The following is a 25,311-nucleotide window of genomic DNA, read 5'->3' as shown; positions in this document are numbered from 1 at the left end:
ACACATCGTCGCCACGAGGGGCATGCGGGCACTTTCTGAGCCCGGTGCGTGACCGGATGGTTACCCGCCGGGGGGAACGCCGATGCGGACCGGACGCATGTACGACAGGATCGCCTGCATGTCCGCGTACGAAACCCATGTCACGCTGCACTGCCCGGACGCGGCAGAGCTGGCACGACTCCACGCCTGGGCCGGCGCCCGGGGCCTGAAGGTGACCCACATCGTGCTGGCCCGCGGCCGCATGGTGTCGCAGCCGATGCTGACCCTGCCCGACCGCGACGGCCACGAGGCCCTGGTACCGCTGTTGCGGGCGGCCGGCTTCGACCCGGTCCGGGTCAAGGTGGAGACCGTCCCGTGGACCACGGACCGACCGGGCCCGGGCGGCGGCTACTTCGAGCACCACCTCAAGCTGCTGCTCCCCGCCGGCTTCGACCGGGCCTCCCTGGAGGCCCTCGTCACCCCGCACGGGGCGCACCTGTCGTGGAACGCCCGGCGCGCGGCGCAGGACGGCGGGAGCCACGAGCGGTTCGTCACCCAGCGGTACCGGGGCCCCGCGGGGGCGGCGGGGGCCGGCCGGGCCTGCGACGCGCTGGCCGCCGCGCTGACGGCCGCCGGGTACGACATCCGCGCGCAGGAAAGGGAGTTCGTGCTGCACGACAGCGACCTGTCGGTGGACGACGGGTGGATCGAGGAGGGGGTGGCCGCATGAGCGGCACGCCGTGGGAGCCGTCGATCCCGGGCGGACCGGACGACCCGGCGGAGCCGGCCGAGGAGAGGAGGCGGCGCGGGGCTTCACCGCCGCGCACCCTGCTGGCGGGCGTGGGGCCGCAGGCCCCGTCCGCGGTGACGTTCGATCCGGCGCTGAAGCACTTCGCCGAGGCGTACCGGCCGCTGGATCCGGCGATCGGGGACCCGGCGGTCCGCGAGGCCTGGCTGGGGGCGCGGCGCACCGCGATGGCGGTCGGCCTGCGCGCCGTCCACGCCTCCGGGTGGGCGCCGTCGCTGGTGCTGCGCGGCAGCATGCTGATGGCGCAGTGGTTCGGGGCCGCCGCTCGGGAGCCGCACGACCTGGACTTCGTCGTGGTCCCCGCCGACTGGCGGATCGAGGAGGACCGCACCGGGCGCATGCTCGGCGACATCGCGGCGGCCGCCGAGCGCCTGGCCGGTGATCTGGCCGGAGATCGGGCCGGGCATCCGGCCGAAGGGCTGGACATGCCGGCCGAGGAGGCGGTGTCCGAGTACATCTGGACGTACGAGCGCGTCCCGGGCCGGCGGCTGGTGCTGCCCTGGACCGCACCCGGGCTGCCCGGCGGGCAGGTGCAGCTGGACTTCGTCTTCAACGAGCCGCTGCCGGTTCCCGCCGAGCCGGTGGAGGCGGCCGGGGTGGCGCTGCTCGGCGCCACCCGGGAACTGTCCCTCGCGTGGAAGCTGATGTGGCTCGCCGGGGACCTGTACCCGCAGGGCAAGGACCTCTACGACGCGGTGCTCCTGGCGGAGGGCCGTACCCCTTCGCGCGCGCTGGTGGAGGAGGTGTTCCGGCTGTCCGGCGAGTTCGAGGAGCAGGGACGTACGGCGCGGTTCACGCCCGACGTGTTCGCGGCCTTCGCCCACGTCGACTGGAGCGGCTTCCGCCAGGAGTACCCGGGGCTCCGCGTCGACGAGCGGAGCCTCGCGGAGCGGTTGACGGCCGCCCTGGAACCGGTCTTCACCCAGGACGGTTCGTGAGCGCCCGGCCGGCGCGGGCGGTGGTGGCGGCTAGCGCACCGGTTCGACGCGGACCGCGCAGACCTTGAACTCCGGCATGCGGGAGACGGGGTCCAGGGCCGGGTTGGTCAGGGTGTTGGCGCGGCCCTCGCCCGGCCAGTGGAACGGCATGAAGACCGTGTCGGCGCGGATGGCGTCCGTGATGCGGGCCGGGGCGACGGCGCGGCCGCGGCGGGAGGTGACCGCGAGCGGGTCGCCGTCGGCCACGCCGATACGGGCCGCCAGGCGCGGGTGGAGTTCCACGAACGCGCCGGGGGCGGCCGCGTTCAGCTCGTCGACGCGGCGGGTCTGGGCGCCCGACTGGTACTGGGCGACCACCCGGCCGGTGGTGAGCAGGAACGGGTATGCGGCGTCCGGGACCTCGGCCGCATCGCGGTGGGAGACGGGCACGAAGCGGGCGCGGCCGTCGTCGGTGGCGAACCGCTCCAGGAAGAGCCGCGGCTGCCCCGCGGAGCCCTCGGGGCAGGGCCAGAAGACGCCCTGCTCGCTCTCGATGCGGGCGTAGGAGATGCCCGAGTAGTCGGCCGGGCCGCCGGCAGAGGCCCGCCGGAGCTCCTCGAAGACCTCCTCGGGGGCGGTCGGGAAGCCCTTCTCGACGCCGAGGCGGGCCGCCAGGCCGTGCAGGACCTCCAGATCGCTGCGGACGCCCGGCGGCGGGGTGAGGGCGCGGCGGCGCAGCAGGACGCGGCCCTCCAGGTTGGTGGTGGTGCCGGTCTCCTCCGCCCACTGCGTGACGGGCAGGACCACGTCGGCGAGGGCCGCGGTCTCGGAGAGGACGACGTCCGCGACGGCCAGGAAGTCCAGGGCGCGGATGCGCTCCTCGACGTGCGCGGCGCGGGGGGCCGACACCACCGGGTTGGAGCCCATCAGGAGCAGGGCCCGGACGTCGGTGCCGAGGGCGTCGAGGAGTTCGTAGGCGCTGCGGCCGGGGCCCGGGAGGCTGTCGGGGTCGATGCCCCACACCCCGGCGACGTGGGCGCGGGCGGCCGGGTCGGCCAGTTTGCGGTAGCCGGGGAGCTGGTCGGCCTTCTGGCCGTGCTCGCGGCCGCCCTGGCCGTTGCCCTGGCCGGTGAGGCAGCCGTAGCCGGAGAGGGGGCGGCCGGCGCGGCCGGTGGCCAGGCACAGGTTGATCCAGGCGCCGACGGTGTCGGTGCCCTTGGACTGCTGCTCCGGCCCGCGGGCGGTGAGGACCATCGCGGAGGACGGGGTGCAGAACAGCGAGACGGCCTCCCGCAGCTTCGGCACGGGGACGCCGGTGATCCGCTCGACCAGCTCCGGCCAGTGCGCCATCGCGGCAGCGCGGGCCTCCTCCCAGCCGGTGGTGCGCGCGGCGATGAACTCCTCGTCGGTGTGGCCCTCGGCGACGACCAGGTGCAGCAGGCCCAGCGCGAGGGCGAGATCCGTACCGGGGCGGGGAGCCAGGTGCAGGTCGGCCTGCTCCGCGGTGCGGGTGCGGCGCGGGTCGACGACGATCAGGGTGCCGCCGTTGGCCTTCAGCTCCGTGAGGTAGCGCAGGGCGGGCGGCATGGTCTCGGCGAGGTTGGAGCCGACGAGGACCACGCACCCGGTCCGCGGGACGTCCTCCAGCGGGAACGGCAGCCCGCGGTCCAGGCCGAAGGCCCGCTGGTGGGCGGCGGCGGCCGAGGACATGCAGAAGCGGCCGTTGTAGTCGATCTGCGAGGTGCCGAGGGCGACGCGGGCGAACTTGCCGAGCGCGTACGCCTTCTCGTTGGTCAGCCCGCCGCCGCCGAAGACGCCGACCGCGTCCGGGCCGTGGGTGCGCCGGGTGCCGGCGAGGCCCGCGGCGACGGCGTCGAGGGCCTCCTCCCAGGTGGCCGGTTCGAGCTGCCCCGCGTGGGTGCGGACGAGCGGCTCGGTCAGTCGCACCCGGGAGGAGAGCACGGCGGGGGCGGTGCGGCCCTTGCCGCACAGCGCGCCCCGGTTCACGGGGAAGTCGGCCCGCTCCTCCACCGCTGCCGGGTCCGCCCCCTCCGGAGTGGGGCGGAGCTTCATGCCGCACTGCAGCGCGCAGTACGGGCAGTGCGTGGCGGTGGCGGTCCCGGGCGTGTGCATGGTGCCAGCGTGCGGCGGTGGTGTTACGCGGGCCGCCACCTGACGGTTACACCTGCTGTACGGGCACCTCAGCGCGGCCGCCGCCGCCCGGTGAGGGCCCGGGCGTCACTGCCCGGTCAGGTTCCGCACGGTCAGACCCGCCGTCCAGCCGCCGTCGACCGCCAGCTCGGCGCCGGTGACGTACGCGGCGGCGTCGGAGAGCAGGAAGGCCACCGCGGCGGCCGTCTCCTCGGGCGCTCCGACCCGGCCCAGCGGGGCGCCGGGGAAGTTGCCCGCGCCGGACCTGATGCCGATCTCGGCGGTCATCGGCGTCATCGTCATGCCGGGGTGGACCGAGTTGACCCGGATCCCCGCCTCGGCGAGCTCCACCGCACCGATCTTGGAGAGCCCGCGCACACCCCACTTGGAGGCCCCGTACCCGGCGGTGAGCGCCATGCCGGTGAGGCCGGCCGCGGAGGAGACGTTCACGATGGAGCCGCCACCGTTCGCCCGCAGCAGCGGGACCGCGGTCCGGATGCCGATGAACACGCCGACCAGGTTGGTCTCGACGACCCGGCGGAAGTGCTCGACGCTCTCCTCCTCCAGCAGCGTGCCGGTGGCTATGCCCGCGTTGTTGACGAGCCCGTCGAGCCGGCCGAACTCGGCCACGGCGTGGCCGAGGGCGGCCTGCCAGTCGGCCTCGCTGGTGACGTCGTGCCGCAGGAACCGCGCCGCGCCGCCGAGCTCCGCGGCCGTCCGCGCACCCTCCGCCTCCAGCACGTCGGTGATCAGCACCCGGCCGCCGCCCTCCACGACGGCCCGCGCCGCCGCCGCGCCCAGCCCCCGGGCCCCGCCGGTGACCACCACGACCTTGCCGCTCAGATCCACCACTGCCACGCTTCCCACCCCTGTCCTCGCCCGAACCGGCCTCGCACCCGCCCGACTTCGCCCCCGCCGGCCCGCGGCCGCCCGGCGCGGGCTCCGCGGCCGTGGTCACCGGCAGCGGCCCGGCCGACAGCGCCGCGTCAGTCTCGCAGAGCGCCGAGGGCCCGGGGCACGCCCTGCTCCTTCGGCCCGAGGAAGTGCGGCTCGGGCTTGAAAGCCGCGTCCAGGGCCGCCTTGCCCGCCGCGAACACCTCGCGGGTGCCGCCGTAGTACCAGGTCGCGTCGTGCTCGTCGTCCACGCCGACCCCGTACGAGTCCAGGCCCGCCGTCTCGCACAGGGCGACGGCCCGGCGTATGTGGAAGCCCTGGCTGATCAGCACCGCCCGCTCGACCCCGAATATCTCCCGGGCCCTGACGCAGGAGTCCCACGTGTCGAATCCGGCGTAGTCGCTGACGATGTGCGCGTCCGGCACCCCGTGGCCCGTGAGGTAGGTCCGCATCGCGCCCGGCTCGTCGTACTCGGTGCGGCTGTTGTCGCCGGTGACGAGGACGACCTTGACCTTGCCGGCGCGGTACAGCTCCACGGCCGCGTCGAGCCGGCGGGCCAGGTACGGCGTCGGTCTGCCGTTCCACAGCCCGGCCCCGAACACCACCGCCACCTCGGCCGACGGGGCGTCCGCCGTGCCGCCCAGCCGGTCCGCGGCCACCGCGTGCGTCCACGTCGACGGCAGCAGGGCCAGCACGCAACCCGCCATCACCGCCTGCACGGCCCGCCGCCGGCCGCGCACCCCGCGCGGCAGCCGCGGCCGCAGCAGCGCCGTCGCCCGCACCGCCCGGTCCCACATCCCCGTCCTCCCCGTGCTCCCCGTCGTCCTCGTGGTCCTCATGGTCCCCGTGGCCCTCATGTCCTGTCCCCCCAGCCGCGCTCGCCCCGGACGTCTGTCCGCGTGCCCTGTCCGGGTGTCCCGCGGTCCTCCGCACACACCGTTCGCACAGATTGACGATCGAGTCCGCGGCCCGGGTTCCCCCCATCCCCTCTTTCACTCGTGCGAATGACCGAGTGAGCAGCTTGAAAACACCCGTCATCCCGGCGCAACGCCCCTGCAACCTGCACCCCGCAGGATCGGTTCATGACGGAGCCGGTGCACCCTCCCGAGTCCCCATCCCTCCCGCTTCCCGCCGCCACGGCCGCTGAGCTGCTGACCCGGATCACCGCCCAACTCGGCACGCAGCTGCGCGGACTGCGACCGCCGGGGGCCCGGTCCCACGGAGTCCACGCATGCAGCCCACCCTCGTCGCCGTCGCCCACGGCAGCCGCGACCCGCGCGCCCTCCCCACCGTCCAGGCCCTGGTCGAGCGGATCCGCGAACTGCGCCCCCGCCTCGACGTCCGGCTCGGCCACGTCGAGCTGAACCGGCCGCTGCTCGCCGACACGCTGCGGCGGACCCCCGGCCCGGCCGTCCTCGTCCCCCTCCTCCTCGGCCGCGGGTACCACGTCAAGCGGGACCTGCCCGCGGCCGCGGCCCGGCACGCCGACGCCCGCGTCGCCGCCCCGCTCGGCCCGCACCCGCTGCTCGTCGAGGCCCTGTACGAGCGCCTCCTGGAGGCCGGCTGGAACCCGGACGCCCACACCGCCGTCGTGCTCGCCGCGGCCGGCTCCCGCGACCCCGACGCGGCGGCCGACACCCGGCGCACCGCCACCCTGCTGTCCGAGCGCCTCGGCGGGACGGCCGTCGTCCCGGCCTACGCCTCCGCCGCGGCGCCCGCCGTGCCCGACGCGGTCCGCGCCCTGGCCACCCGCGGCCACCACCGGGTCGCCGTGGCCTCGTACTTCACCGCGCCGGGCCGCTTCGCCGCGCAGGGCGCCGCCGCCGCGACCGGTCCGGCGGCCGCCCCGCTCGGCGCCCACCCGGCCCTGGCCCGCCTCGTCCTGCGGCGCTACGACCAGGCCCTGGCCGCCCCGACGGCCGGGACCGCGCTGGAACTCGCCACCGCCTGAGGACGGGCGGGCCGGATTCCTCGGATTGTCGGCGTCTGCGGTTACCGTCGGAGCATGGAAGGCATGGCAGGCACCTCACCCGTCCGTCCGCACGACCCCGCCGACCCCGCAGGCACCGGGGGACCCGCAGGCCCCTACTCCGCTGCCGACACCGAGCGCTGGGCCCCCGAGCCCGACAAGCGCCCGGGCCGGACCGCCTTCCAGCGCGACCGCGCCCGCGTGCTGCACTCGGCCGCGCTGCGCCGCCTCGCCGGGAAGACCCAGGTCGTCACGCCGGGCAGCCGCTCGTACGACTGGGACGCCAGCCCCCGCACCCGCCTGACGCACTCCCTGGAGTGCGCCCAGGTCGGCCGCGAGCTCGGCGCGGCTCTCGGCTGTGATCCCGACCTGGTGGAAGCGGCCTGCCTCTCGCACGACATGGGCCACCCGCCCTTCGGGCACAACGGCGAGGAGGCGCTGAACGAGTTCGCCAAGGACTGCGGCGGCTTCGAGGGCAACGCGCAGTCGCTGCGCCTGCTGACCCGCCTGGAGCCGAAGCGGTTCACGGCCGATCCGGCGACCGGTGGTGCCGTCAGCGTCGGCCTCAACCTCACCCGGGCCTGCCTGGACGCCGCCACCAAGTACCCCTGGGCCCGCGGCGGCCACCCCGCCGACCCCGACTCGGTCAAGTTCGGCGCGTACGAGGACGACCTGCCCGTCTTCGCGTGGCTGCGCCGCGGCGCGCCCGCCGGCCGCAAGTGCTTCGAGGCCCAGGTCATGGACTGGTCGGACGACGTCGCGTACTCCGTCCACGACTTCGAGGACGGGCTGCACGCCGGGCACATCGACCCCAACCTGCTGTTCGCCGAGCCGGAGCGCGCCGCGATCCGGCAGGTCGCCATCGGCCGGTACGTCCCCGCCGACACCGACCCGGAGGAGTTGCGCGAGGCCCTCGACCGGCTGATGGAGCAGGAGTGGTGGCCGCACGGCTACGACGGCTCGGCCGTCGCCCAGGCCCGTCTGAAGGACGCCACGAGCCAGCTGATCGGCCGGTTCTGCCTGGCCGCCGAGGGCGCCACCCGTGCGACGTACGGCTCGGGCCGGCTGACCCGGTACGCGGCCGAGCTGGTCGTGCCGCGCGAGGCGCGCAACGAGTGCGCGGTCCTCAAGGCCGTCGCCGACCTGTACGTGATACAGCGCGACGAGCAGGAGCGGCTGCGCGCCGACCAGCGCATCGTCCTGGCCGAACTCGCCGAGGCGCTGCTCGCCCGCGCGCCCGAGGGCCTCGACCCCCAGTTCCGTGCGATCTTCGACGGGGCCCCGGACGACAAGGCCCGCAAACGCGCCGTCATCGACCAGATCGCGTGCCTGACCGACGCATCGGCGCGCTCCCTGCACGCCCGGCTCACCCGCCGCACCCACCGCACCGAAGGGTGATCCGATCGGGCCACTCCCCCTTCACGCGGCAGGCTCGGTGCGGGACGCTCGCATGTGGTCGCAAGTGGCGGTGAGGCTATGAGGAGGCATCAGGTGGTCGACGCACACCGGACGTTCGTCATCGTGGGCGCGGGTCTGGCCGGAGCCAAGGCGGCGGAGACGCTGCGCTCCGAGGGGTTCACGGGGCGGGTGATCCTGATCGGCGACGAGCGCGACCACCCGTACGAACGGCCCCCGCTGTCCAAGGGCTACCTCCAGGGCAAGGAGGAGCGCGACAGCGTCTTCGTCCACGAGGCGTCCTGGTACGCCCGCGCCGACGTCGAGCTGCACCTCGGCCAGCCCGCGGTGCACCTCGACCGGGAGGCGAAGAAGGTCGTCCTCGGCGACGGCACCGCCCTGCACTACGACAAGCTGCTGCTCGCCACGGGGGCCGAACCGCGCCGCCTGGACATCCCGGGCACCGGCCTGGCCGGGGTGCACCACCTGCGCCGGCTGGCGCACGCCGAGCGGCTGCGGGCGGTCCTGGCCGGCCTCGGCCGGGACAACGGGCACCTGCTCATCGCGGGCGCCGGCTGGATCGGCCTGGAGGTGGCCGCCGCCGCCCGCGAGTACGGGGCCGAGGTCACCGTGGTCGAGCCGCTGGCCACCCCGCTGCACGGGGTGCTCGGGCCGGAGATCGGCCGCCTCTTCGCCGACCTGCACGCCGAGCACGGCGTCCGCTTCCACTTCGAGACGCGCCTCACCGAGATCGTCGGGCACGACGGCATGGTGCTCGCCGCCCGCACGGACAGCGGTGAGGAGCTCCCGGCGCACGCGGTGCTCGCCGCGATCGGCGCCGCCCCGCGCACGGCGCTGGCCGAGACCTCCGGCCTGGCGCTCGTCGACCGGGAACACGGCGGCGGCATCGCCGTGGACGCCTCGCTGCGCACGTCGGACCCGGACATCTACGCGGTCGGGGACGTGGCGGCCGCCCACCACCCGCTGCTGGGGACCCGGCTGCGCGTCGAGCACTGGGCGAACGCCCTCAACGGCGGCCCGGCCGCCGCGCGGTCCATGCTCGGGCAGGAGATCAGCTACGACCGGGTGCCGTACTTCTTCTCGGACCAGTACGACGTCGGCCTGGAGTACTCGGGGTACGCCCCGGCGGGCGGCTACGACCAGGTCCTCATCCGCGGCGACGCGGCCAAGCGGGAGTTCATCGCGTTCTGGCTGTCGGACGGGCGTGTGCTGGCCGGTATGAACGTGAACGTGTGGGACGTCACGGACGACATTCAGGCCCTGATCAGCTCGAAGGCGCAGGTCAACCGCGAGGCCCTCGCGGATCCGTCGGTTCCGCTCAGCTCGCTGGTGGCGGGCCGGGGCGCCTGAGGGTTTTCCCGCGGCCGGCCGTAGACTTCACGGGTGGCAGGACGGATCAACGACGACGACGTGAAGGCGGTACGGGACGCGGTCCCGATCGACGCCGTGGTCTCCGACTACCTGCAGCTGCGCAACGCCGGCGGCGGCAACCTCAAGGGACTGTGTCCCTTCCACGACGAGAAGTCCCCGTCCTTCCAGGTCAGCCCCAGCAAGGGCCTCTACCACTGCTTCGGCTGCCAGGCGGGCGGGGACACCCTCGACTTCATCATGAAGATCGACCACCTGTCGTTCTCGGAGGCGGTCGAACGGCTGGCCGCCCAGGCGGGCATCACCCTGCGCTACGAGGAGGGCGGCTACACCGCGGGCACCAGCGGCCGCGGCGAGCGGATCCGGCTGGTCGAGGCCCACAAGGCGGCCGCCCAGTTCTACATCGACCAGCTGAACGGTGCCGAGGCGGAGATCGCCCGCAGGTTCCTGGCCGAGCGGGGTTTCGACCAGGCCGCGGCCACCTACTTCAGCGTCGGCTACAGCCCGGCCGGCTGGGACCACCTGACCCGCTTCCTGCGCGGCAAGGGCTTCACCGACCGCGAGCTGATCACCTCGGGCCTGTCCCAGGACAGCCGCAGCGGCAAGCCCATCGACCGCTTCCGCGGCCGGCTCATGTGGCCGATCCGCGACATCAGCGGCGAGGTGGTCGGCTTCGGCGCGCGCAAGCTGCGCGAGGACGACAACGGTCCCAAGTACCTGAACACGCCCGAGACGCCGATCTACAAGAAGTCCCAGGTGCTGTACGGCATCGACCTGGCGAAGAAGGAGATCGCGCGGACCTCGCGGGCGGTGGTCGTCGAGGGCTACACCGACGTGATGGCCTGCCACCTGGCCGGGGTCACCACCGCGATCGCGACCTGTGGCACCGCCTTCGGCGGCGAGCACGTCAAGATCCTGCGCCGGCTGCTGATGGACAACGCCACCGCCGAGGTGATCTTCACCTTCGACGGTGACGCGGCCGGTCAGAAGGCCGCGCTCCGCGCCTTCGAGGACGACCAGAAGTTCGCCGCCGAGACCTCGATCGCCATCACCCCGGGCGGCATGGACCCCTGCGACCTGCGCCTGGCCCAGGGCGACGGGGCCGTGTCCGCGCTGGTGGAGTCCCGCACCCCGCTGTTCGAGTTCGCGCTGCGGCACATCGTGGCCCGGCACAACCTGGAGAACCCGGCGGGCCGCGCGGCCGCCCTCGACGAGGCCGCCCCGATCGTCGCCAACATCAAGAACATCGCGATCCAGCACGAGTCGGCGGTCCAGCTGGCGGGCATGCTCGGCATCCGCGACGAGCAGTTCGTGGTCAAGCGGGTCGCGCAGCTGGCCCGCTGGGCGCGCGAGCGCGGCGGGCGGCCGGGCGCCGGGGACCGGTCTGCCCGGCCTCCGGCCACCGCCGCGGGACGCCCGTACGAGGCCGTGCAGGCGCCGGCCGCCCCCGCGGGCGGTCCCGCGCTCAACCTGCGCAACCCGGTCCACGTGACGGAGCGCGAGCTGCTCAAGCTGGCCCTGCAGCGGCCCGAGCTGGTCTCGCCGGCGTTCGACGCGTACGGGGTGGACGAGTTCACCGCCCCGCCGTACGGGGCGGTCCGCCAGGCGATCCTGGACGCGGGCGGCGTCTCGCTCGGCGGCGACGACTACCTGGCCCGGGTCCGTGCCGCGGCGCCGAACGACACCGTCCGGGCGCTGGTCACCGAACTGGCGGTGGAGGCCATCCGCTCCCGGACGGTCGACGAGGCCTACGCCGGGGTCCAGCTGGTCCAGGTCCGACTGCGCGCGGTCGACCGCCGGGTCCACGAGATCACCGGCACCATGGCCCGGCTGGGCGTACAGGCGCCGCCGGAGCAGCTGGCGGCGGTCCAGGAAGAGCTGTGGGTCCTCCAGCAGTACGGGCAGCGGCTGCGCAACCGCGGCGCCGAGGGGCTGTAACCACCTCGGGAGCGGTCGCTGCGGCCCGGGCCGTACGGTCCGGGCGCGGGCGGGGTCGGCCCGGGCGCGGTCAGCCCGGCGGCAGGGGCCTGCCCGGCGGCCGGCGGCCGAGCCAGTCCCCGCCGGGTATCTCCGTGCCCGACGCGCGCAGCCTGCGGGCCAGCGGCGGGGCCGCCAGGTAGACCCAGGCGGGTGTGCGCGTGCCGTCCGGACGGACCGCGTCGCAGCGGACCCGGTCGTACACGTTCACCGGCAGGCCGGGGCCGTGGAACTCCTCCAGCCGGTCCAGCTCGGCCAGCAACGTCGCGTAGGCGCCCGGTGCCGCGGTGATCAGCTCGCCCACGACCTCCGCCCCCTCCTGCCGGACGGCGTACGGGTAGCCGGGGCCGTCGTACAGCAGCGCGCCGGGAAGCCGGGCGGGGTCCTCGGCCGCGGTGCGGCCGCGCAGGAACAGGGCGTGGTTGACCTCGCCGGGCCGCAGGGTCCCGTACACGAAGAAGGGCAGCTCGGCGCCCACCGGGCCGCCGCCACCTCCGCCGATCGCTGATGTCACGGGCCCTCCGTCTCGTCTCCCCGGACCTGGTCCCGGACCTCCCCCGGGCCCCTCCACGGTACGCACCGCCGTCACCCGGACGGGCCCGGTCCCCCGGTCGGCCGCATCGCGGGCCATGAGCTGCGGGAACACCGACCGCGTCGACTCGGCTGACGCGGCATCAGCAGGCGGCGGCCCGCGCGGAGGGGGTACCACGGGAGCACGACCTCGTGTCTCCACGACCCCGTGTCGCCAGGAGCCATTGCCCCGGGAGCCGCCATGCGCCGTCGCACCGCCCACGTGCTCACCGTCACCGCGCTCACCGCCGCCGCGTTCGCCGGCCCGGTCGCCGGTGCGGTCGCGGGTGGCACTGCGAGCGGGGCCGCGCGCGGGACCGCCGCCGCGGGCCCCGCCAGGCCCGGCTCCGCCCCGGGAGACTTCGCCGTACTGGAGGTCTGGCCCACGTCGGCCGCCCCGGGGGGCACGGTCACCGCCAACACCACGGCCTGCGGGCCGGGCGGGCGCGCCGACGGCGACGCCACCATGGTCGGCGGCGGCCGCTTCAGGCTGGTGCCCGGCACCCACGAGGAGGTGGTCGTCGGGCAGTTCCAGGTCGCCCGCGACACCCGACCGGGCACGTACAGCATCGGCGCGACCTGCACCGACGGGAAGTACGCCAGCGGAGACCTGGTCGTCACCGCACGCGGCCCGCAGGGCCACGTGGCAACCGGGGTGGGTGGTGGGACGACCACCACCGCGAACCCCGTCCGGATCACGGCGGGAGCGGCCCTGCTGGCCGCGGCCGCCGTCGGCGGTACCTGGCTCCTGCGTCGCCGGGCGAGCGGCACGCGGAGCTGACGGGCGCCCACCGCGGCTGCGGCCGCGGTCCGACCGGTACCGCCCCCCGTCGCCCGCCCCGCGAGGTCCCCCCGTTCGCGGGGCCGGGCGACGGCTCACACGCAGGGCCGCCGTACACGGCCGTACACCAAGGGGGCATTGCATGGGCGCCAGCCAGGCCGGCCGCGGCGGGCTCGTCGCGCTCACCGCCTGCATCGGCATCTGGCTCGTCGGCACCGGCTCCGGCGAGCCGGTCGGGCCCCCGCTGCCCTCCCCCGCCGAGGCCCTGAGCGGCAGCGGGCAGGCGCACTACCCGGGCAGCATCGACCCGCTGGCCGGATCCCCGCCGACCCGGATCCGGATCCCGTCCATCCGGGTGGACGCCCCGCTGACCGGGCTCGGCCTGGCCCGCGACGGGAGTCTCGAAGTGCCGCCGCCGGCCCGGCGCGACCTGGCGGGCTGGTACCGGGACGGCACCACCCCGGGCGCCGTGGGCACGGCGGTCGTCGTCGGGCACGTGGACCACGCCTCCGGGCCGGCGGTGTTCTACCGGCTGGGCGCGCTGCACCGCGGGGCGACCGTGGAGGTACCGCGCGCGGACGGACGGACGGCCGTGTTCACCGTCCACGCGGTCGAGGTGTACGACGCGCAGCACTTCCCGGACGCGCGCGTGTACGGGCCCTCACCGCGCGCCGAGCTGCGGGTGATCACCTGCGGCGGGGGCTTCTCGCCCCGGACCGGATACCGGGGGAACGTGGTCGTCTTCGCCCACCTGACGGGCACGTACTGACGGTCCGGACGCGGACGGTGCCCTCAGCCCCACTGCTCGATGCCGAGCTTGACCACGAGGGCCCCGACCACGGTCAGCAGCACCCCGCGGACGAAACCGCTCCCCTTCTTCAGCGCCATCCGCGCCCCGATCATGCCGCCGGCCAGGTTGAAGACCGCCATCAGGGCGGCCAGCTGCCACAGCACCATGCCCTGGTAGGCGAACATCGCGAGCGCGCCCACGTTCGTGCACACGTTGACGATCTTGGCGGTCGCCGAGGCGGTGACCAGGTCCAGGTGGAGCAGCGCGGTCAGGGCGAGGACCAGGAAGGTACCCGTCCCGGGGCCGATGAGCCCGTCGTAGAAACCGATGCCGAGCCCGGCGAGCCCGATGGCGAGCAGTACCCGCTGCCGACTGACCGCGGCGGCCGCCGGCGCGGCGCCGAACGCGGGCCGGAAGGCGACGAACGCGCCGACGACCAGGAGCACCAGCATGATCATCGGGCGCAGGGCGTCCTTGCTGATCCCGCCGGCCAGCGCGGCGCCGCCCATGGATCCGGCAAGGGCCGCCAGACCGATCCGGACGGCGAGTCCCACGTCCACCGGCGCCTTGCGCGCGTACGCCACGGCAGCACCCGTGGTCCCGACGACGGCGACGGCCTTGTTGGTGCCGAGCACCGTTGCGGGGTGGGCGTTGGGCAGGCCGAGCAGCAGGGCCGGCAGGAGCAGCAGTCCGCCGCCGCCCACCACCGCGTCGATCCAGCCGGCCGCGGCGGCGGCCGCGCAGAGGACGATGAGCATGGTCGTTGACATGTCAGGCACACGACGACCCTAAGGACTGGTTCGGTGCAACGGCCATCGATCCCCGGAAACTTGCGCAAAGGTTGAGCTTCGCCCGTGTCCCGACGCCGGCCCCGCCGCCGGCCCCGGTGCCCGCGCCGGCGGCCCGGACCGGGGCCCTGGGAGCCTCACCGCCCGCCGGCCCGCGCGCTGAGGTGGGCGTTCCGTTCGGGTAACAAGCGCGATGCCGAGGGGAAACAGCCTCCCCGCACGCTCGTGTCATGACCTCGGAGCAGCAGCGCGTGGTGGTGATCGGCGGCGGCCTCGCGGGCCTCAGGCTCGCGCAGCGGCTGGGCGCGAGCCCGGCCGTGCGGGTCACCGTCCTCGGCGAGGAGACGCACGTCCCGTACAACCGGGTGCTGCTCGCCGAGGTCCTCGCAGGGCGGTACGCGCCGGAGGTCGCCGCCCTCCCGGATCCCGGCCCGGCGCTGCGGCGGGGGGTGCGAGCGGTCCGGATCGACCGGGCCGCCCGGACGGTGCAGTGCGACGACGGCACCGCGGAACCGTACGACGCCCTGGTCCTGGCCACGGGCTCGAACGCCGTGCTGCCGCCGCTGCGCGGCCTGTTCGAGCCCGGCGGCCCCGCCGGAGCCGGGGCGGCCTCCCGGGAGGGCCAGGACCGGGAACTCCCGGACGGGGTCCACGCGTTCCGGACCATGGACGACTGCCTGGCGCTGTCGGCGGCCGCGACGGCCGGGCCGGGCGGGCCGGGCGGGCGCGCGGTGGTCATCGGCGGTGGCCTGCTCGGCGTGTCCGCGGCCCGCGCGCTGGCCGAGCGGGGCGCCCAGGTCGTGCTGGCCCAGCAGGGCGAGCGCCTGATGGAACGCCAGCTCGACGCGGAGGCCTCGGCGCTGCTGCACGCCCATCTGACCACCCTCGGCATCGAGATCCACACCGAGTGCCGGGTCCGCGGACTGAGCACCTCCCCCCACCCCGGTCCCGCCGCTGGCGCCGGCTCCGGCCGCCGGGTCACCGCCGTCGAGCTCGCCGACGGCTACCGCCTCGACGCCGACCTCGTCGTCCTGGCCTGCGGCGTCCGCCCCCGTACCGGCCTGGCCCGGGCCGCCGGGCTCACCGTCCGCACCGGCATCGTCGTGGACGACCGGCTCCGGACCGACGACCCGCGCATCCACGCCGTCGGCGACTGCGCCGAGCACGCCGGGCGGGTGTACGGCCTGGCCGGCGCCGCACTGGAGCAGGCCGACTCCCTCGCCGCCCTGCTGACCTCCACCGCCCCGCCCGCGCCCGGCTACACCGGAACCCGCGCCCTGACCCGCCTGACCCTCGCGGCCGGCGGCACCGGCCCGCTCGACCTCGCCGCCTTCGGCGAGACCACCCCGCTCCCCGGGGACGACGTGGTCCGACTCTCGGACGCCACCCGCCGGACCTACCGCAAGGTCGTCGTCCGCGGCGACCGGCTCGTCGGCGGCGTCCTCCTCGGCGAGCTCTCCAGCGTCGGCGCCCTCGCCCGCAGCTGGGAGGACGAGGAAGTCCTGACCGACCTGTTCCACCTGCTCACCGACGACGGAGGCTCCTGATCATGGCCGCATCCACGCCCACCCCCGCCATCGTGCTCATCGGCCACGGCATGGTCGGCCAGCGCTACCTGGAGGCGCTCGCCGAGCGCGGAGCCACCGCCACGCACCGGATCACCGTGCTGTGCGAGGAGCCCCGGCCCGCGTACGACCGGGTCCACCTCACCTCGTACTTCTCCGGCAGCAGTCCCCAGGACCTCTCCCTCGTCCCCGCCGGCTTCATGGAGCAGCACGGGATCGCCCTCCACCTCGGCGACCCGGCCGAGAGCATCGACCGCGAGGCCCGTACCGTCACCTCCCGCTCGGGGCGGGTGTTCCCGTACGACGTGCTCGTCCTGGCGACCGGCAGCTACCCCTTCGTGCCGCCCGTGCCCGGCAAGGACGCCCCCGGCTGCTTCGTCTACCGCACCGTCGAGGACCTCCTCGCCATCGAGGAGTACGCCGCGACCCGCACGTCCGGAGCGGTCGTCGGCGGCGGTCTGCTCGGCCTGGAGGCCGCCGGCGCACTCAAGGGGCTCGGGCTGGCCACCCGGATCGTGGAGTTCGCGCCGCGCCTGATGCCCGTACAGGTCGACGAGGGCGGCGGCGCGGCGTTGCTGCGCACCGTCGAGAGCATGGGCCTGACCGTGCACACCGGTGTCGGCACCCAGGAGGTCCTCACCGGCGGGGACGGCCGGGTCAGCGGAATGCTGCTCTCCGACGGCTCCACCGTCGACACGGAACTCGTCGTCTTCTCCGCCGGCGTCCGCCCCCGCGACCAGCTCGCCCGCGACGCGGGCCTGACGGTCGGCGAGCGCGGCGGCATCGCCGTGGACTCGCGCTGCCGCACCTCCGACCCGCGCGTCTACGCCGTCGGCGAATGCGCCCTGGCCGCCGACGGCCGGGTGTACGGCCTCGTCGCCCCCGGCTACGAGATGGCCGAGACCGCCGCCGAGGACCTGCTGGGCCGGGAGAAGGAGTTCACCGGCGCGGACCTGTCCACCAAGCTCAAGCTGCTCGGTGTGGACGTGGCCTCGTTCGGCGACGCGCACGGCACGGCCGAGGACAGCCTCGACGTCGTCTACTCCGACTCCCGCTCGGGCGTCTACAAGAAGCTGGTCGTCTCCCCCGACGGGGTGCTGCTCGGCGGGGTCCTGGTCGGCGACGCCGACGCGTACGGGCTGCTGCGGCCGCTCACCGGCAGCGTCCCGCCCGTCAGCCCGGACCAGCTGGTGCTGCCCGCGGGGCTGTCCCCCGCCGCACAGCTCGGCCCGTCCGCACTCCCCGACACGGCGGTCGTCTGCTCCTGCCACAACGTCACCAAGAAGGCGATCACCGCCTGCGCCACCCTCCCCGAGGTCAAGAAGTGCACCAAGGCGGGCACCGGCTGCGGCGGCTGCGTCAAGGTGATCGAGCAGCTGCTGCCCGCCTCCGCCGACAAGGGCCTGTGCGGCTGCTTCCCGTTCACCCGCGCCGAGCTGTACGAGATCGTCCGCACCCGGCGGCTCACCTCGTACGAGCAGCTCCTCGACGGCCACGGCCGGGAGGGGGCCCGCGGCGGCGACGGCTGCGAGGTCTGCAAGCCGGCCGTCGGCTCGATCATCGCCTCGCTCGCCCCCACCCTCGGCGCGAGCGGGTACGTCCTCGACGGCGAGCAGGCCTCCCTCCAGGACACCAACGACCACTTCCTCGCGAACCTCCAGCGCAACGGCTCGTACTCGGTCGTCCCGCGCATCCCCGGCGGCGAGATCACCCCGGACAAGCTCATCGTGATCGGCGAGGTGGCCCGCGACTTCGGCCTCTACACGAAGATCACCGGCGGGCAGCGCATCGACCTCTTCGGTGCGAGCGTGGACCAGCTCCCGCGGATCTGGGCCCGGCTCGTCGACGCCGGCTTCGAGTCCGGGCACGCGTACGGCAAGGCGCTGCGGACCGTGAAGTCCTGCGTGGGCCGGACCTGGTGCCGCTACGGGGTCCAGGACAGCGTGCGGATGGCCATCGACCTGGAGCTGCGCTACCGGGGCCTGCGCGCCCCGCACAAGCTCAAGTCGGCGGTCTCCGGCTGCACCCGCGAGTGCGCGGAGGCGCAGAGCAAGGACTTCGGCGTGATCGCGACCGCGAACGGCTGGAACCTGTACGTCGGCGGGAACGGCGGGGCCGTCCCGCGCCACGCCGACCTCCTGGCCCAGGACCTGTCCGACGCCGAACTGGTCCGCCTCATCGACCGGTTCCTGATGTTCTACATCCGCACCGCGGACCGGCTGGAGCGCACCTCCACCTGGCTGGACCGGCTGGAGGGCGGCCTGGACCACCTCCGGGACGTCGTGGTGCACGACTCCCTCGGGCTGTGCGAGGAGCTGGAGGCGCTGATGGCGGACCACGTCGCGAACTACCGCGACGAATGGGCCGAGACCTTGGAGGACCCGGAACGGCTGCGCCGGTTCGTCTCCTTCGTCAACGCGCCCGGGGCCCCGGACCCGACCGTCCGGTTCGTGCCCGAACGCGACCAGGTCAAGCCCGACCTGGCGATCCTGACCGGCCGGCAGCCGCTGGAAGCCGTGGGAGGCACCCGATGACCGTGGAACTGCAGGTGGACGAAGGCTGGCTGACGGTGTGCGAGCTGTCCGACATGATCCCGGGGCGGGGGGTGGCGGTGCTGCTGCCCGACGGCGGCCAGGCCGCGGTGTTCCTCGGCCGCTCGGGGTGGACGTACGCCATCGACAACCGGGACCCCTTCACGGGTGCGGCGGTGCTGTCCCGGGGGCTGGTCGGCTGTGTGGAGGGGCAGCCCTTCGTGGCCTCGCCGCTGCTCAAGCAGCGTTTCGACCTGGAGTCGGGCCGCTGCCTGGACGACGAGGAGGTGTCGGTGCGGACCTATCCGGTGCGGACCGCCGTGACCTCGGCCGCGGTGGCCTAGGCGCACCGACCCGCGGCGGCCCGGTCCCGAGCCCGGGCGACGGGCTGCCCGGCGGAGCGGCCGCCGCCGGGCTGTCGAGGGGGCCGCAGTCGGCCCGGGCGGCGGCGGCGCCGCGCAGCATCCGGTGGTCGGAGACCAGGGGGTCGAGGGGCAGGGAGTCGCCCCGGGGGGTCGTGAAGTGGCAGGCGGAGAAGAAGATGTAGTCGATCTTCTTCTCGTTCCAGGTGGGCTCGCCCGAGCGGCACAGCGGGTCCGACCCCGCCGGCGACCCCGCCGTGCAGACGGCGGGGTCGAAGAAGTCGGTGTCGGTCTCGTCGGCCTCCAGGAAGACGCCCTGCCCGCCGTCGCCGACGGCCGGGTCGTAGAAGTGCGTGAGGATGCTGGTGCGCGGCGAGTGGTTGAAGTCGCCGCCGAGTACCACGGGTATGCCCTGGGCCTCCCAGGCCTCGGCCCGGGAAGCCAGCTCCTGCGCTTCGGGGGCGGCGAGCGTGCCGTCGTCCCAGTACAGGTGCACGGAGCAGGCCCAACTGACGCGGCCCCGGAGCAGGCTGCGCACGCAGGGCACGGTGATGGGCTCGCTCTCCCCGCCGACGGTGAGGTCGAGTGCGACGCTGTCCGTGACCGGCCCCTTCACCAGGACCGCGTTGCCGTAGTCGGCGCCGCCGCAGACGGACGCCCGGCCCACGAGGGTGGCGGCGTAGGAGCCGTCGAAGCCGAGCGGGGCGAGCCGGCGGAGGATCTCGTCGTACTGGGGGCGGCAGACCTCCTGGAGGAAGACCTGGTCGGCGTTCCAGGTGGCGACCGCGGCCTGGGTGACGACGCTGTCGATCCGCCGCCGGTCGTCGTACGGGGCGGCGCCGCACATGTTGCCGCAGATGTTGTAGCTGACGAAGCGGAGGGCGGGCGCCGCGTCGGGGGTGACCGTGTCGGCGCGGGCGGGTGACTCCGGGACCGCGGCCCCGGCGAGCGCGAGAGCCAGGAGCAGGGCCAGGGCCAGGACGGGGGCGAGGGCGGGAAGCGGGGCGGGGGTGATCCGGCCGGCCGCGGGCACGCGGGGGCACAGGGGACCACGGCGCATGGGGGCACTCCACGACGGCGGGGGCGGGCGGGCTTCGGTGCCGCGTGACTACCCCGCCGCCGGTGCGGTTCCGCAGGGTGGGCCCCGGCGTACGGGAGCGCGTCGAGAGGGCCCGGGGTCATTGCGATCCCCGGGCCCTCTCGCGTGCTCCGGTCGTCCCGGCGGGCGGTACTGCCGGGCGCCGCTGCCGGCCGCGGCCGGTGCCGGTCCCGGCCCGGGCGCCGGGCGCCGGGTGCCGGGTGCCGGGTGCCGGGTGCCGGTGGCAGGGCCGCCCGGTCAGGCGGCCGAGCGGAGCCGCAGCGCGGCGAGCGGGACGAAGCCCGTGCCGCCCTCACGGTGCAGCGGGGCGTCCGCCCCGGCCAGCCGCCGGTGCATGGCCAGCGCGATCCGCTCGCCCATCGCCTTGGCCCGCTCGGCGACGGGGCCCCGGTGCCGCCCGTCCACGGCCGCGTGCCAGAGCTGCACCCAGCGGCCGAAGTCCTCGGCGGTCATGGCCCGCGCGGCGTGCAGCGCGGCGTGCGGGGCGAAGGGGTCGCGGTCGTACGCGGCGCTGCGGAACAGGGCCCGCTCCCAGAAATCGGTGATCAGGGGCAGGTGGACGTCGAGGTCCGTGCCGGCGATCTCCGTGAAGAACGGGCCGATCCGCCCGTCGGCGAAGGCGGCCGTGTAGAAGCGGCGCAGCACGACCTCGAGGTCGGCGCGGCCGCGGATGTCGTGGTCGGCGGCGGAGGGGTCCATGGCCCCAGCATCCTCGCCGACGCGGGGGCCGGCCAGGGGCGCAAGGTCCCGACGCGTCCGGAATACGGTCCCGTCGTACACGGCTCCTCGGGCCCGGGATCCGTCACGCACAGCGCACGGACGCCTCTCCCGCGGTGGTCGGCACGGCCTTCCGGACCGAACACCCGTGTGGCTTGAAATCGCCGTTGGAATACGGATCTCGCGCCGGATTCCGAACGCCGAGGACCGGATATCGGTGCAGACCGCACCCCGGAACGGCCCCGCGCGAACCTCCGGGCGGCCCCGGAGCGGAACGCCGCGCCCGCACCCGGGCCCCCTCGGCCCGGGTGCGGGCCCGCGCCGGACGCTACGAGGCCACCGCGCCACCCTTGAGCAGCGCGGCCCCGAGGGGCGTCACCGTGTGCAGGACGGCGTTCCCCCGGCGCAGGGTGGTCACCAACCCGGCTTCGCGCATCACGCAGGCGTGCTGGCTCGCGGAGGCCAGCGAGACCCCGGCCCGCCGGGCGAGCTCGCTGGTGGTGGCTCCGTCGCCGATGGCCCGCAGCACCACCGACCGGGTGTGCCCGACGAGCTTGCCCAGGGTGCGCTGGCGCTGCTCCTCCAGGGGGCGAATCGATTCGCTTCCGGTGGGCGCCGAGGCCAGCTGCGCCGCCGCCGGGTAGACCAGCACCGGCGGCAGCTCCGGGTCGTGCAGGGTGACGGCGGTGCGCCGGCAGAAGAACGACGGCTGGAGCAGCAGCCCGCGCCCGCGCAGCCACACGTCGCGGTCCACGGGGTAGTCGCATTCCAGGACCGGGGCCCGCCAGCGCAGCATGGGCGGCAACGAGGCCAGCAGCTCGTCCGCGCCGCCGTCCAGCAGGGCCCGGCCGCGCGCGGCCCGCTCGGCTTCGATCTGGGCCTGGATGTGGTTCCAGTACGGGGCAACGGCCGCCCGGTGGTATCCGCGCAGCTCCGCCAGCAGCCTCGGCAGGTGCTCCGTGCCGCCGTCCATGAATTCCCGCAGCCGCCGCGGCACGCCCGTGTCGCAGCCGCCGCCCGTGCCCGCGGGCATGCCGAAGGCGGCACCCACGCGCGCGCCCGTGCCGAGCAGGGCCAGCTCGCGCCGGATCCGCTCCGGGTGCAGCCCGCGCAGCGCGTCGAGGCCCACGTCCCACCCGTACTGCCCCTCCGCAGGGGTCAGGAAATCAGGGAAATAGCCGCGACTCGGTATGAGCGCGCCGAGCAAGCGTGTTTCACCATTCAACCTGCTGCGGGTTTCCGTACGCCATTCACCGAAGAGCCGGGCATCACGCCGGTCTCTTAAGCGGTGAAAACTCAGAATCGTTTCCCACAACGCATCGGGACGCCCTGCCATCCGCACGCGTGCCAGGTCCACTCCAGTGAAATGGATACGCAGCACCGAACCCCCACCTGTGCAACCGCAATCCCCCCGCCCCATGAGTATGCACGCCGTCACACGACGTCACCACGCCCTTTCGGCCACAGTTGAAACCCCTTTCGGCGGGGGCGTGACAACCGAAATGCTGTACTCCGCCAGACACACTCCAGTGCGACCGAAACGCTCCGTGAAGGCCGTGGGGGGCTTTGCGGGGCCTGGCGGTCGGTCGCACCGGGATGCGCCGACGTGCCTGGCGGATTGACAGCAGGCGGTGGACGGGTGGGGATCCGTCCACCGCCTGCTGGCGTAAAGATTTGTTGAACAACAAAAAATCGCCCGCCTGCCCTCGGGGGTCAGGGAACCCGGGGGCAGGCGGACTCTCAGGCGGCCTCAGCGGGCCTCAGGCGGGCCTCAGCGGCTGTCGCTGCCCGTCGACTCTGCGGCGGCACGACCGGCCTCCAGACGCGCCACCGGAATCCGGAACGGCGAGCAGGAGACGTAGTCGAGACCGACCTCGTGGAAGAAGTGGACGGACTCGGGGTCACCGCCGTGCTCGCCGCAGACGCCGAGCTTGAGGTCGGGGCGGGTGTCCCGGCCGGCCTGGGCGGCGCTGCGGACGAGGGCGCCGACGCCGTCCTTGTCGATGGTCTCGAAGGGCGAGACCCCGAAGATGCCCTTCTCCAGGTACGCGGTGAAGAAGCTGGCCTCGACGTCGTCGCGGGAGAAGCCCCACACCGTCTGGGTCAGGTCGTTCGTGCCGAAGGAGAAGAACTGGGCGGCCTCGGCGATCTGGGCGGCGGTCAGGGCGGCGCGCGGCAGCTCGATCATCGTGCCGATGGTCAGCTTGAGGTTGGTGCCGGTGGCGGCCTCGACCTCGGCGATGATCGCGTCGGCCTCCTCGCGGACGATCTCCAGCTCCTGGACGGTGCCCACGAGCGGGATCATGATCTCGGCGCGCGGGTCGCCCTTGGCGTCCTTGCGCACCGCCGCGGCCTCGGCGATCGCCCGGACCTGCATGGCGAACAGGCCGGGGATGACCAGGCCGAGACGGACACCGCGCAGACCCAGCATGGGGTTCTGCTCGTGCAGCTTGTGGACGGCCTGGAGCAGGCGCAGGTCGTTCTCGTTGGGGTCCTTGCGGGCCTCGGCGAGGGCGACGCGCACCGACAGCTCGGTGATGTCGGGCAGGAACTCGTGCAGCGGCGGGTCGAGCAGGCGGACGGTGACGGGCAGGCCGTCCATCGCCTCGAACAGCTCGATGAAGTCGTTCTTCTGCAGCGGCAGGAGCTCGGTGAGGGCGGCCTCGCGCTCGTCCTCGGTGTCCGCGAGGATCAGGCGCTCGACCATCTCGCGGCGCTCGCCGAGGAACATGTGCTCGGTGCGGCACAGGCCGATGCCCTGGGCGCCGAAGCGGCGGGCGCGCAGCGCGTCCTCGGCGTTGTCGGCGTTGGCGCGCACCCGCAGCCGGCGGACGCGGTCCGCGTAGGCCATGATCCGGTGGACGGCCTGGACGAGCTCGTCGGCGTCGTCGGCGCCGGCGTGCATACGGCCCTCGAAGTACTCGACGACCGGGGACGGTACGACGGGCACCTCGCCCAGGTACACCTTGCCGGTGGAGCCGTCGATGGAGACGACGTCGCCCTCTTCGATGACCGTGTCGCCGACCGTCATCCGGCGGCGCTTGGTGTCGACGTCGAGCTCCTCGGCGCCGCAGACGCAGGTCTTGCCCATGCCGCGGGCGACGACGGCGGCGTGCGAGGTCTTGCCGCCGCGGGAGGTCAGGATGCCCTCGGAGGCGATCATGCCGTCGAGGTCGTCGGGGTTGGTCTCGCGGCGGATGAGGATGACCTTCTCGCCGGAGCGGGACCACTTGACGGCCGTGTACGAGTCGAAGACGGCCTTGCCGACCGCCGCACCCGGGGAGGCGGCGATGCCGCGGCCGAGCAGCTCGGTCTTGGCGTCCTCGTCGAAGCGCGGGAACATCAGCTGCGCGAGCTGGTGGCCGGTGACGCGCTGGAGGGCCTCGGCCTCGTCGATCAGGCCCTGGTCGACGAGCTGGGTGGCGATGCGGAACGCGGCGCCGGCGGTGCGCTTGCCGACGCGGGTCTGGAGCATCCACAGCTGGCCGCGCTCGATCGTGAACTCGATGTCGCAGAGGTCCTTGTAGTGGGTCTCCAGCGTCTCCATGATCTGCATCAGCTGGTCGTACGACTTCTTGTCGAGCTGCTCGAGGTCCGCGAGCGGCACGGTGTTGCGGATGCCGGCGACGACGTCCTCGCCCTGGGCGTTCTGCAGGTAGTCGCCGTAGACGCCCTGGTGGCCGCTGGCGGGGTCGCGGGTGAAGGCGACGCCGGTGCCGGAGTCCGGGCCGAGGTTGCCGAAGACCATCGAGCAGACGTTGACCGCGGTGCCCAGGTCGCCGGGGATGCGCTCCTGGCGGCGGTAGAGCTTGGCCCGGTCGGTGTTCCAGGAGTTGAAGACCGCCTCGACGGCGAGGTCGAGCTGCTCGCGGGCGTCCTGCGGGAACTCGCGGCCGGCCTCCTTCGCGACGATCTTCTTGAAGGCCTTGACCAGCTTCTTGAGGTCGGCGGCGTCGAGGTCGGTGTCGACGGTGACCTTCTTGGCCTCCTTGGCCGCGTCGAGCGCGTCCTCGAAGAGCTCGCCGTCGACGCCGAGGACGGTCTTGCCGAACATCTGGATCAGGCGGCGGTACGAGTCCCACGCGAAGCGCTCGTTGTCGGCCTGGGCGGCGAGGCCGACGACCGAGGCGTCGGAGAGGCCGATGTTGAGGACGGTGTCCATCATGCCGGGCATCGAGAACTTGGCGCCGGAGCGGACGGAGACCAGAAGCGGGTCGTCCGACTGGCCGAGCTTCTTGCCCATCTTCGCTTCGAGGGCGGCGAGGTGGGCGCTGACCTCGTCGCGGAGGGCGGCCGGAGCCTCACCGCTGTCGAGGTACACCTTGCAGGCCTCGGTGGTGATGGTGAAGCCGGGAGGGACCGGCAGACCCAGGTTGGTCATCTCGGCGAGGTTGGCTCCCTTGCCGCCGAGAAGGTCCTTGAGGTCGCGGTTCCCCTCGGTGAAGTCGTAGACGAACTTCTGGTTCTTGTTTTCCGACACGGGTCTCGACTCCTCGAGGACTCGGTGGCTGCCCTGACGGCGAGGAACATACCCAGATCGAAGGCTTATGGGTACGTCCACTTGGCCGACATGCGGCCGTAACCACACGTGCGCCCCTGGATCGAAAGTAACTCGCAGGTAGCCAGAAC

General features: G+C 74.3%; 20 protein-coding genes. 11 read left to right on the top strand and 9 right to left on the bottom strand.

The features are described 5' to 3' along the window. Positions 1–118: 118 nt before the first annotated feature. Together ACSHWO_RS23015 and ACSHWO_RS23010 are read left to right on the top strand one after the other, a co-directional pair. Positions 119–709, top strand: coding sequence for a hypothetical protein (locus tag ACSHWO_RS23015; RefSeq protein WP_385842072.1), 591 nt, complete (start codon positions 119–121; stop codon positions 707–709). Beyond that, positions 706–1,725 carry a nucleotidyl transferase AbiEii/AbiGii toxin family protein gene (locus ACSHWO_RS23010; protein WP_438314393.1) on the top strand — a complete coding sequence of 340 codons (1,020 nt, stop codon included), beginning with the start codon at positions 706–708 and terminating at the stop codon, positions 1,723–1,725. The genes ACSHWO_RS23015 and ACSHWO_RS23010 overlap by 4 nt, the downstream gene beginning before the upstream one ends. Positions 1,726–1,755: 30 nt before the next feature. On the opposite strand, the gene ACSHWO_RS23005 is transcribed toward ACSHWO_RS23010, so the two are convergent. From ACSHWO_RS23005 to ACSHWO_RS22995, 3 genes are all read right to left on the bottom strand, one after another. After that, a complete protein-coding gene (locus ACSHWO_RS23005; RefSeq protein ID WP_438314390.1) occupies positions 1,756–3,837 on the bottom strand; it encodes a molybdopterin oxidoreductase family protein in 2,082 nt (693 codons plus the stop codon). A 105-nt stretch (positions 3,838–3,942) separates the two neighbouring features. Then, positions 3,943–4,707, bottom strand: coding sequence for a glucose 1-dehydrogenase (locus ACSHWO_RS23000; protein WP_438319240.1), 765 nt, complete (start codon positions 4,705–4,707; stop codon positions 3,943–3,945). 134 nt (positions 4,708–4,841) lie between these two features. Then, a complete protein-coding gene (locus ACSHWO_RS22995; RefSeq protein WP_438314387.1) occupies positions 4,842–5,546 on the bottom strand; it encodes a SanA/YdcF family protein in 705 nt (234 codons plus the stop codon). Positions 5,547–5,980: 434 nt separating this feature from the next. On the opposite strand from ACSHWO_RS22995, the gene ACSHWO_RS22990 reads away from it, so the two are divergent. From ACSHWO_RS22990 to dnaG, 4 genes are all read left to right on the top strand, one after another. Further along, positions 5,981–6,700, top strand: a complete 720-nt coding sequence (locus ACSHWO_RS22990; protein WP_438314385.1) for a sirohydrochlorin chelatase — start codon at positions 5,981–5,983, stop codon at positions 6,698–6,700. Between the two features lie 63 nt (positions 6,701–6,763). Continuing rightward, a complete protein-coding gene (locus tag ACSHWO_RS22985) occupies positions 6,764–8,116 on the top strand; it encodes a deoxyguanosinetriphosphate triphosphohydrolase (protein WP_438319238.1) in 1,353 nt (450 codons plus the stop codon). A gap of 93 nt (positions 8,117–8,209) precedes the next feature. Beyond that, the gene (locus tag ACSHWO_RS22980) at positions 8,210–9,484 is read left to right on the top strand and encodes an NAD(P)/FAD-dependent oxidoreductase (protein WP_385842094.1); all 1,275 of its coding nucleotides are present in this window, start codon (positions 8,210–8,212) and stop codon (positions 9,482–9,484) included. 33 nt (positions 9,485–9,517) lie between these two features. After that, positions 9,518–11,440 carry a DNA primase gene (gene dnaG / locus ACSHWO_RS22975; protein ID WP_385842097.1) on the top strand — a complete coding sequence of 641 codons (1,923 nt, stop codon included), beginning with the start codon at positions 9,518–9,520 and terminating at the stop codon, positions 11,438–11,440. A gap of 70 nt (positions 11,441–11,510) precedes the next feature. On the opposite strand, the gene ACSHWO_RS22970 is transcribed toward dnaG, so the two are convergent. After that, positions 11,511–11,993, bottom strand: a complete 483-nt coding sequence (locus ACSHWO_RS22970) for a gamma-glutamylcyclotransferase family protein (protein WP_385842106.1) — start codon at positions 11,991–11,993, stop codon at positions 11,511–11,513. Between the two features lie 258 nt (positions 11,994–12,251). Between ACSHWO_RS22970 and ACSHWO_RS22965 the strand changes: the two genes are divergently transcribed. Both ACSHWO_RS22965 and ACSHWO_RS22960 read left to right on the top strand, forming a co-directional pair. Beyond that, positions 12,252–12,830 (top strand): hypothetical protein, encoded by a 579-nt coding sequence (locus ACSHWO_RS22965; RefSeq protein ID WP_438314380.1) that lies wholly within the window; start codon positions 12,252–12,254, stop codon positions 12,828–12,830. Positions 12,831–12,972: 142 nt separating this feature from the next. Continuing rightward, on the top strand, positions 12,973–13,599 hold the full coding sequence (locus tag ACSHWO_RS22960) for a class F sortase (RefSeq protein ID WP_385842116.1): 627 nt from the start codon (positions 12,973–12,975) through the stop codon (positions 13,597–13,599). Between the two features lie 23 nt (positions 13,600–13,622). On the opposite strand, the gene ACSHWO_RS22955 is transcribed toward ACSHWO_RS22960, so the two are convergent. After that, positions 13,623–14,390 carry a sulfite exporter TauE/SafE family protein gene (locus tag ACSHWO_RS22955; RefSeq protein WP_438319236.1) on the bottom strand — a complete coding sequence of 256 codons (768 nt, stop codon included), beginning with the start codon at positions 14,388–14,390 and terminating at the stop codon, positions 13,623–13,625. A 248-nt stretch (positions 14,391–14,638) separates the two neighbouring features. On the opposite strand from ACSHWO_RS22955, the gene ACSHWO_RS22950 reads away from it, so the two are divergent. The 3 genes from ACSHWO_RS22950 to nirD are packed head-to-tail and all read left to right on the top strand — an operon-like array spanning position 14,639 to position 18,848. Beyond that, a complete protein-coding gene (locus ACSHWO_RS22950) occupies positions 14,639–15,955 on the top strand; it encodes an NAD(P)/FAD-dependent oxidoreductase (protein ID WP_438314377.1) in 1,317 nt (438 codons plus the stop codon). Positions 15,956–15,957: 2 nt separating this feature from the next. Further along, positions 15,958–18,507: a nitrite reductase large subunit NirB gene (gene nirB / locus ACSHWO_RS22945; protein WP_438314374.1), complete on the top strand. Its 2,550-nt coding sequence runs from the start codon at positions 15,958–15,960 to the stop codon at positions 18,505–18,507. Then, entirely contained in the window at positions 18,504–18,848 is a 345-nt protein-coding gene (gene nirD / locus ACSHWO_RS22940; RefSeq protein ID WP_361083819.1) for a nitrite reductase small subunit NirD, read from the top strand. The genes nirB and nirD overlap by 4 nt, the downstream gene beginning before the upstream one ends. On the opposite strand, the gene ACSHWO_RS22935 is transcribed toward nirD, so the two are convergent. The 4 genes from ACSHWO_RS22935 to ppdK all read right to left on the bottom strand — a co-directional run bounded on the left by ACSHWO_RS22935 (position 18,742) and on the right by ppdK (position 25,162). Continuing rightward, positions 18,742–19,926 carry an endonuclease/exonuclease/phosphatase family protein gene (locus ACSHWO_RS22935; protein WP_438314371.1) on the bottom strand — a complete coding sequence of 395 codons (1,185 nt, stop codon included), beginning with the start codon at positions 19,924–19,926 and terminating at the stop codon, positions 18,742–18,744. The genes nirD and ACSHWO_RS22935 overlap by 107 nt on opposite strands. Before the next feature lie 276 nt (positions 19,927–20,202). After that, on the bottom strand, positions 20,203–20,664 hold the full coding sequence (locus ACSHWO_RS22930; protein ID WP_385842140.1) for a group III truncated hemoglobin: 462 nt from the start codon (positions 20,662–20,664) through the stop codon (positions 20,203–20,205). 346 nt (positions 20,665–21,010) lie between these two features. Further along, positions 21,011–22,063 (bottom strand): helix-turn-helix domain-containing protein, encoded by a 1,053-nt coding sequence (locus ACSHWO_RS22925; protein WP_438314367.1) that lies wholly within the window; start codon positions 22,061–22,063, stop codon positions 21,011–21,013. 390 nt (positions 22,064–22,453) lie between these two features. Then, on the bottom strand, positions 22,454–25,162 hold the full coding sequence (ppdK, locus tag ACSHWO_RS22920; protein ID WP_385842147.1) for a pyruvate, phosphate dikinase: 2,709 nt from the start codon (positions 25,160–25,162) through the stop codon (positions 22,454–22,456). Between the last annotated feature and the right edge of the window lie 149 nt (positions 25,163–25,311).

Source organism: Streptomyces pallidus (ex Mingjun et al. 2026), assembly GCF_051550185.1.
GTDB lineage: Bacteria > Actinomycetota > Actinomycetes > Streptomycetales > Streptomycetaceae > Streptomyces.
The sequence above is the reverse complement of the archived record's forward strand: the minus strand, read 5'-3'. Positions and strand labels throughout refer to the sequence as shown.

Bases quoted from the DNA above. Each gene is read 5' to 3' on its own strand.
- ACSHWO_RS22965 (WP_438314380.1), top strand. From the start codon at position 12,252: ATGCGCCGTCGCACCGCCCACGTGCTCACCGTCACCGCGCTCACCGCC.
- ACSHWO_RS22960 (WP_385842116.1), top strand. From the start codon at position 12,973: ATGGGCGCCAGCCAGGCCGGCCGCGGCGGGCTCGTCGCGCTCACCGCC.
- ACSHWO_RS23005 (WP_438314390.1), bottom strand. From the start codon at position 3,837: ATGCACACGCCCGGGACCGCCACCGCCACGCACTGCCCGTACTGCGCG.
- ACSHWO_RS22950 (WP_438314377.1), top strand. From the start codon at position 14,639: ATGACCTCGGAGCAGCAGCGCGTGGTGGTGATCGGCGGCGGCCTCGCG.
- nirD (WP_361083819.1), top strand. From the start codon at position 18,504: ATGACCGTGGAACTGCAGGTGGACGAAGGCTGGCTGACGGTGTGCGAG.
- ACSHWO_RS22985 (WP_438319238.1), top strand. From the start codon at position 6,764: ATGGCAGGCACCTCACCCGTCCGTCCGCACGACCCCGCCGACCCCGCA.
- ACSHWO_RS22930 (WP_385842140.1), bottom strand. From the start codon at position 20,664: ATGGACCCCTCCGCCGCCGACCACGACATCCGCGGCCGCGCCGACCTC.
- ACSHWO_RS23015 (WP_385842072.1), top strand. From the start codon at position 119: ATGTCCGCGTACGAAACCCATGTCACGCTGCACTGCCCGGACGCGGCA.
- nirB (WP_438314374.1), top strand. From the start codon at position 15,958: ATGGCCGCATCCACGCCCACCCCCGCCATCGTGCTCATCGGCCACGGC.
- ACSHWO_RS23010 (WP_438314393.1), top strand. From the start codon at position 706: ATGAGCGGCACGCCGTGGGAGCCGTCGATCCCGGGCGGACCGGACGAC.
- ACSHWO_RS22990 (WP_438314385.1), top strand. From the start codon at position 5,981: ATGCAGCCCACCCTCGTCGCCGTCGCCCACGGCAGCCGCGACCCGCGC.
- ACSHWO_RS22935 (WP_438314371.1), bottom strand. From the start codon at position 19,926: ATGCGCCGTGGTCCCCTGTGCCCCCGCGTGCCCGCGGCCGGCCGGATC.
- ACSHWO_RS22995 (WP_438314387.1), bottom strand. From the start codon at position 5,546: ATGTGGGACCGGGCGGTGCGGGCGACGGCGCTGCTGCGGCCGCGGCTG.
- ACSHWO_RS22955 (WP_438319236.1), bottom strand. From the start codon at position 14,390: ATGTCAACGACCATGCTCATCGTCCTCTGCGCGGCCGCCGCCGCGGCC.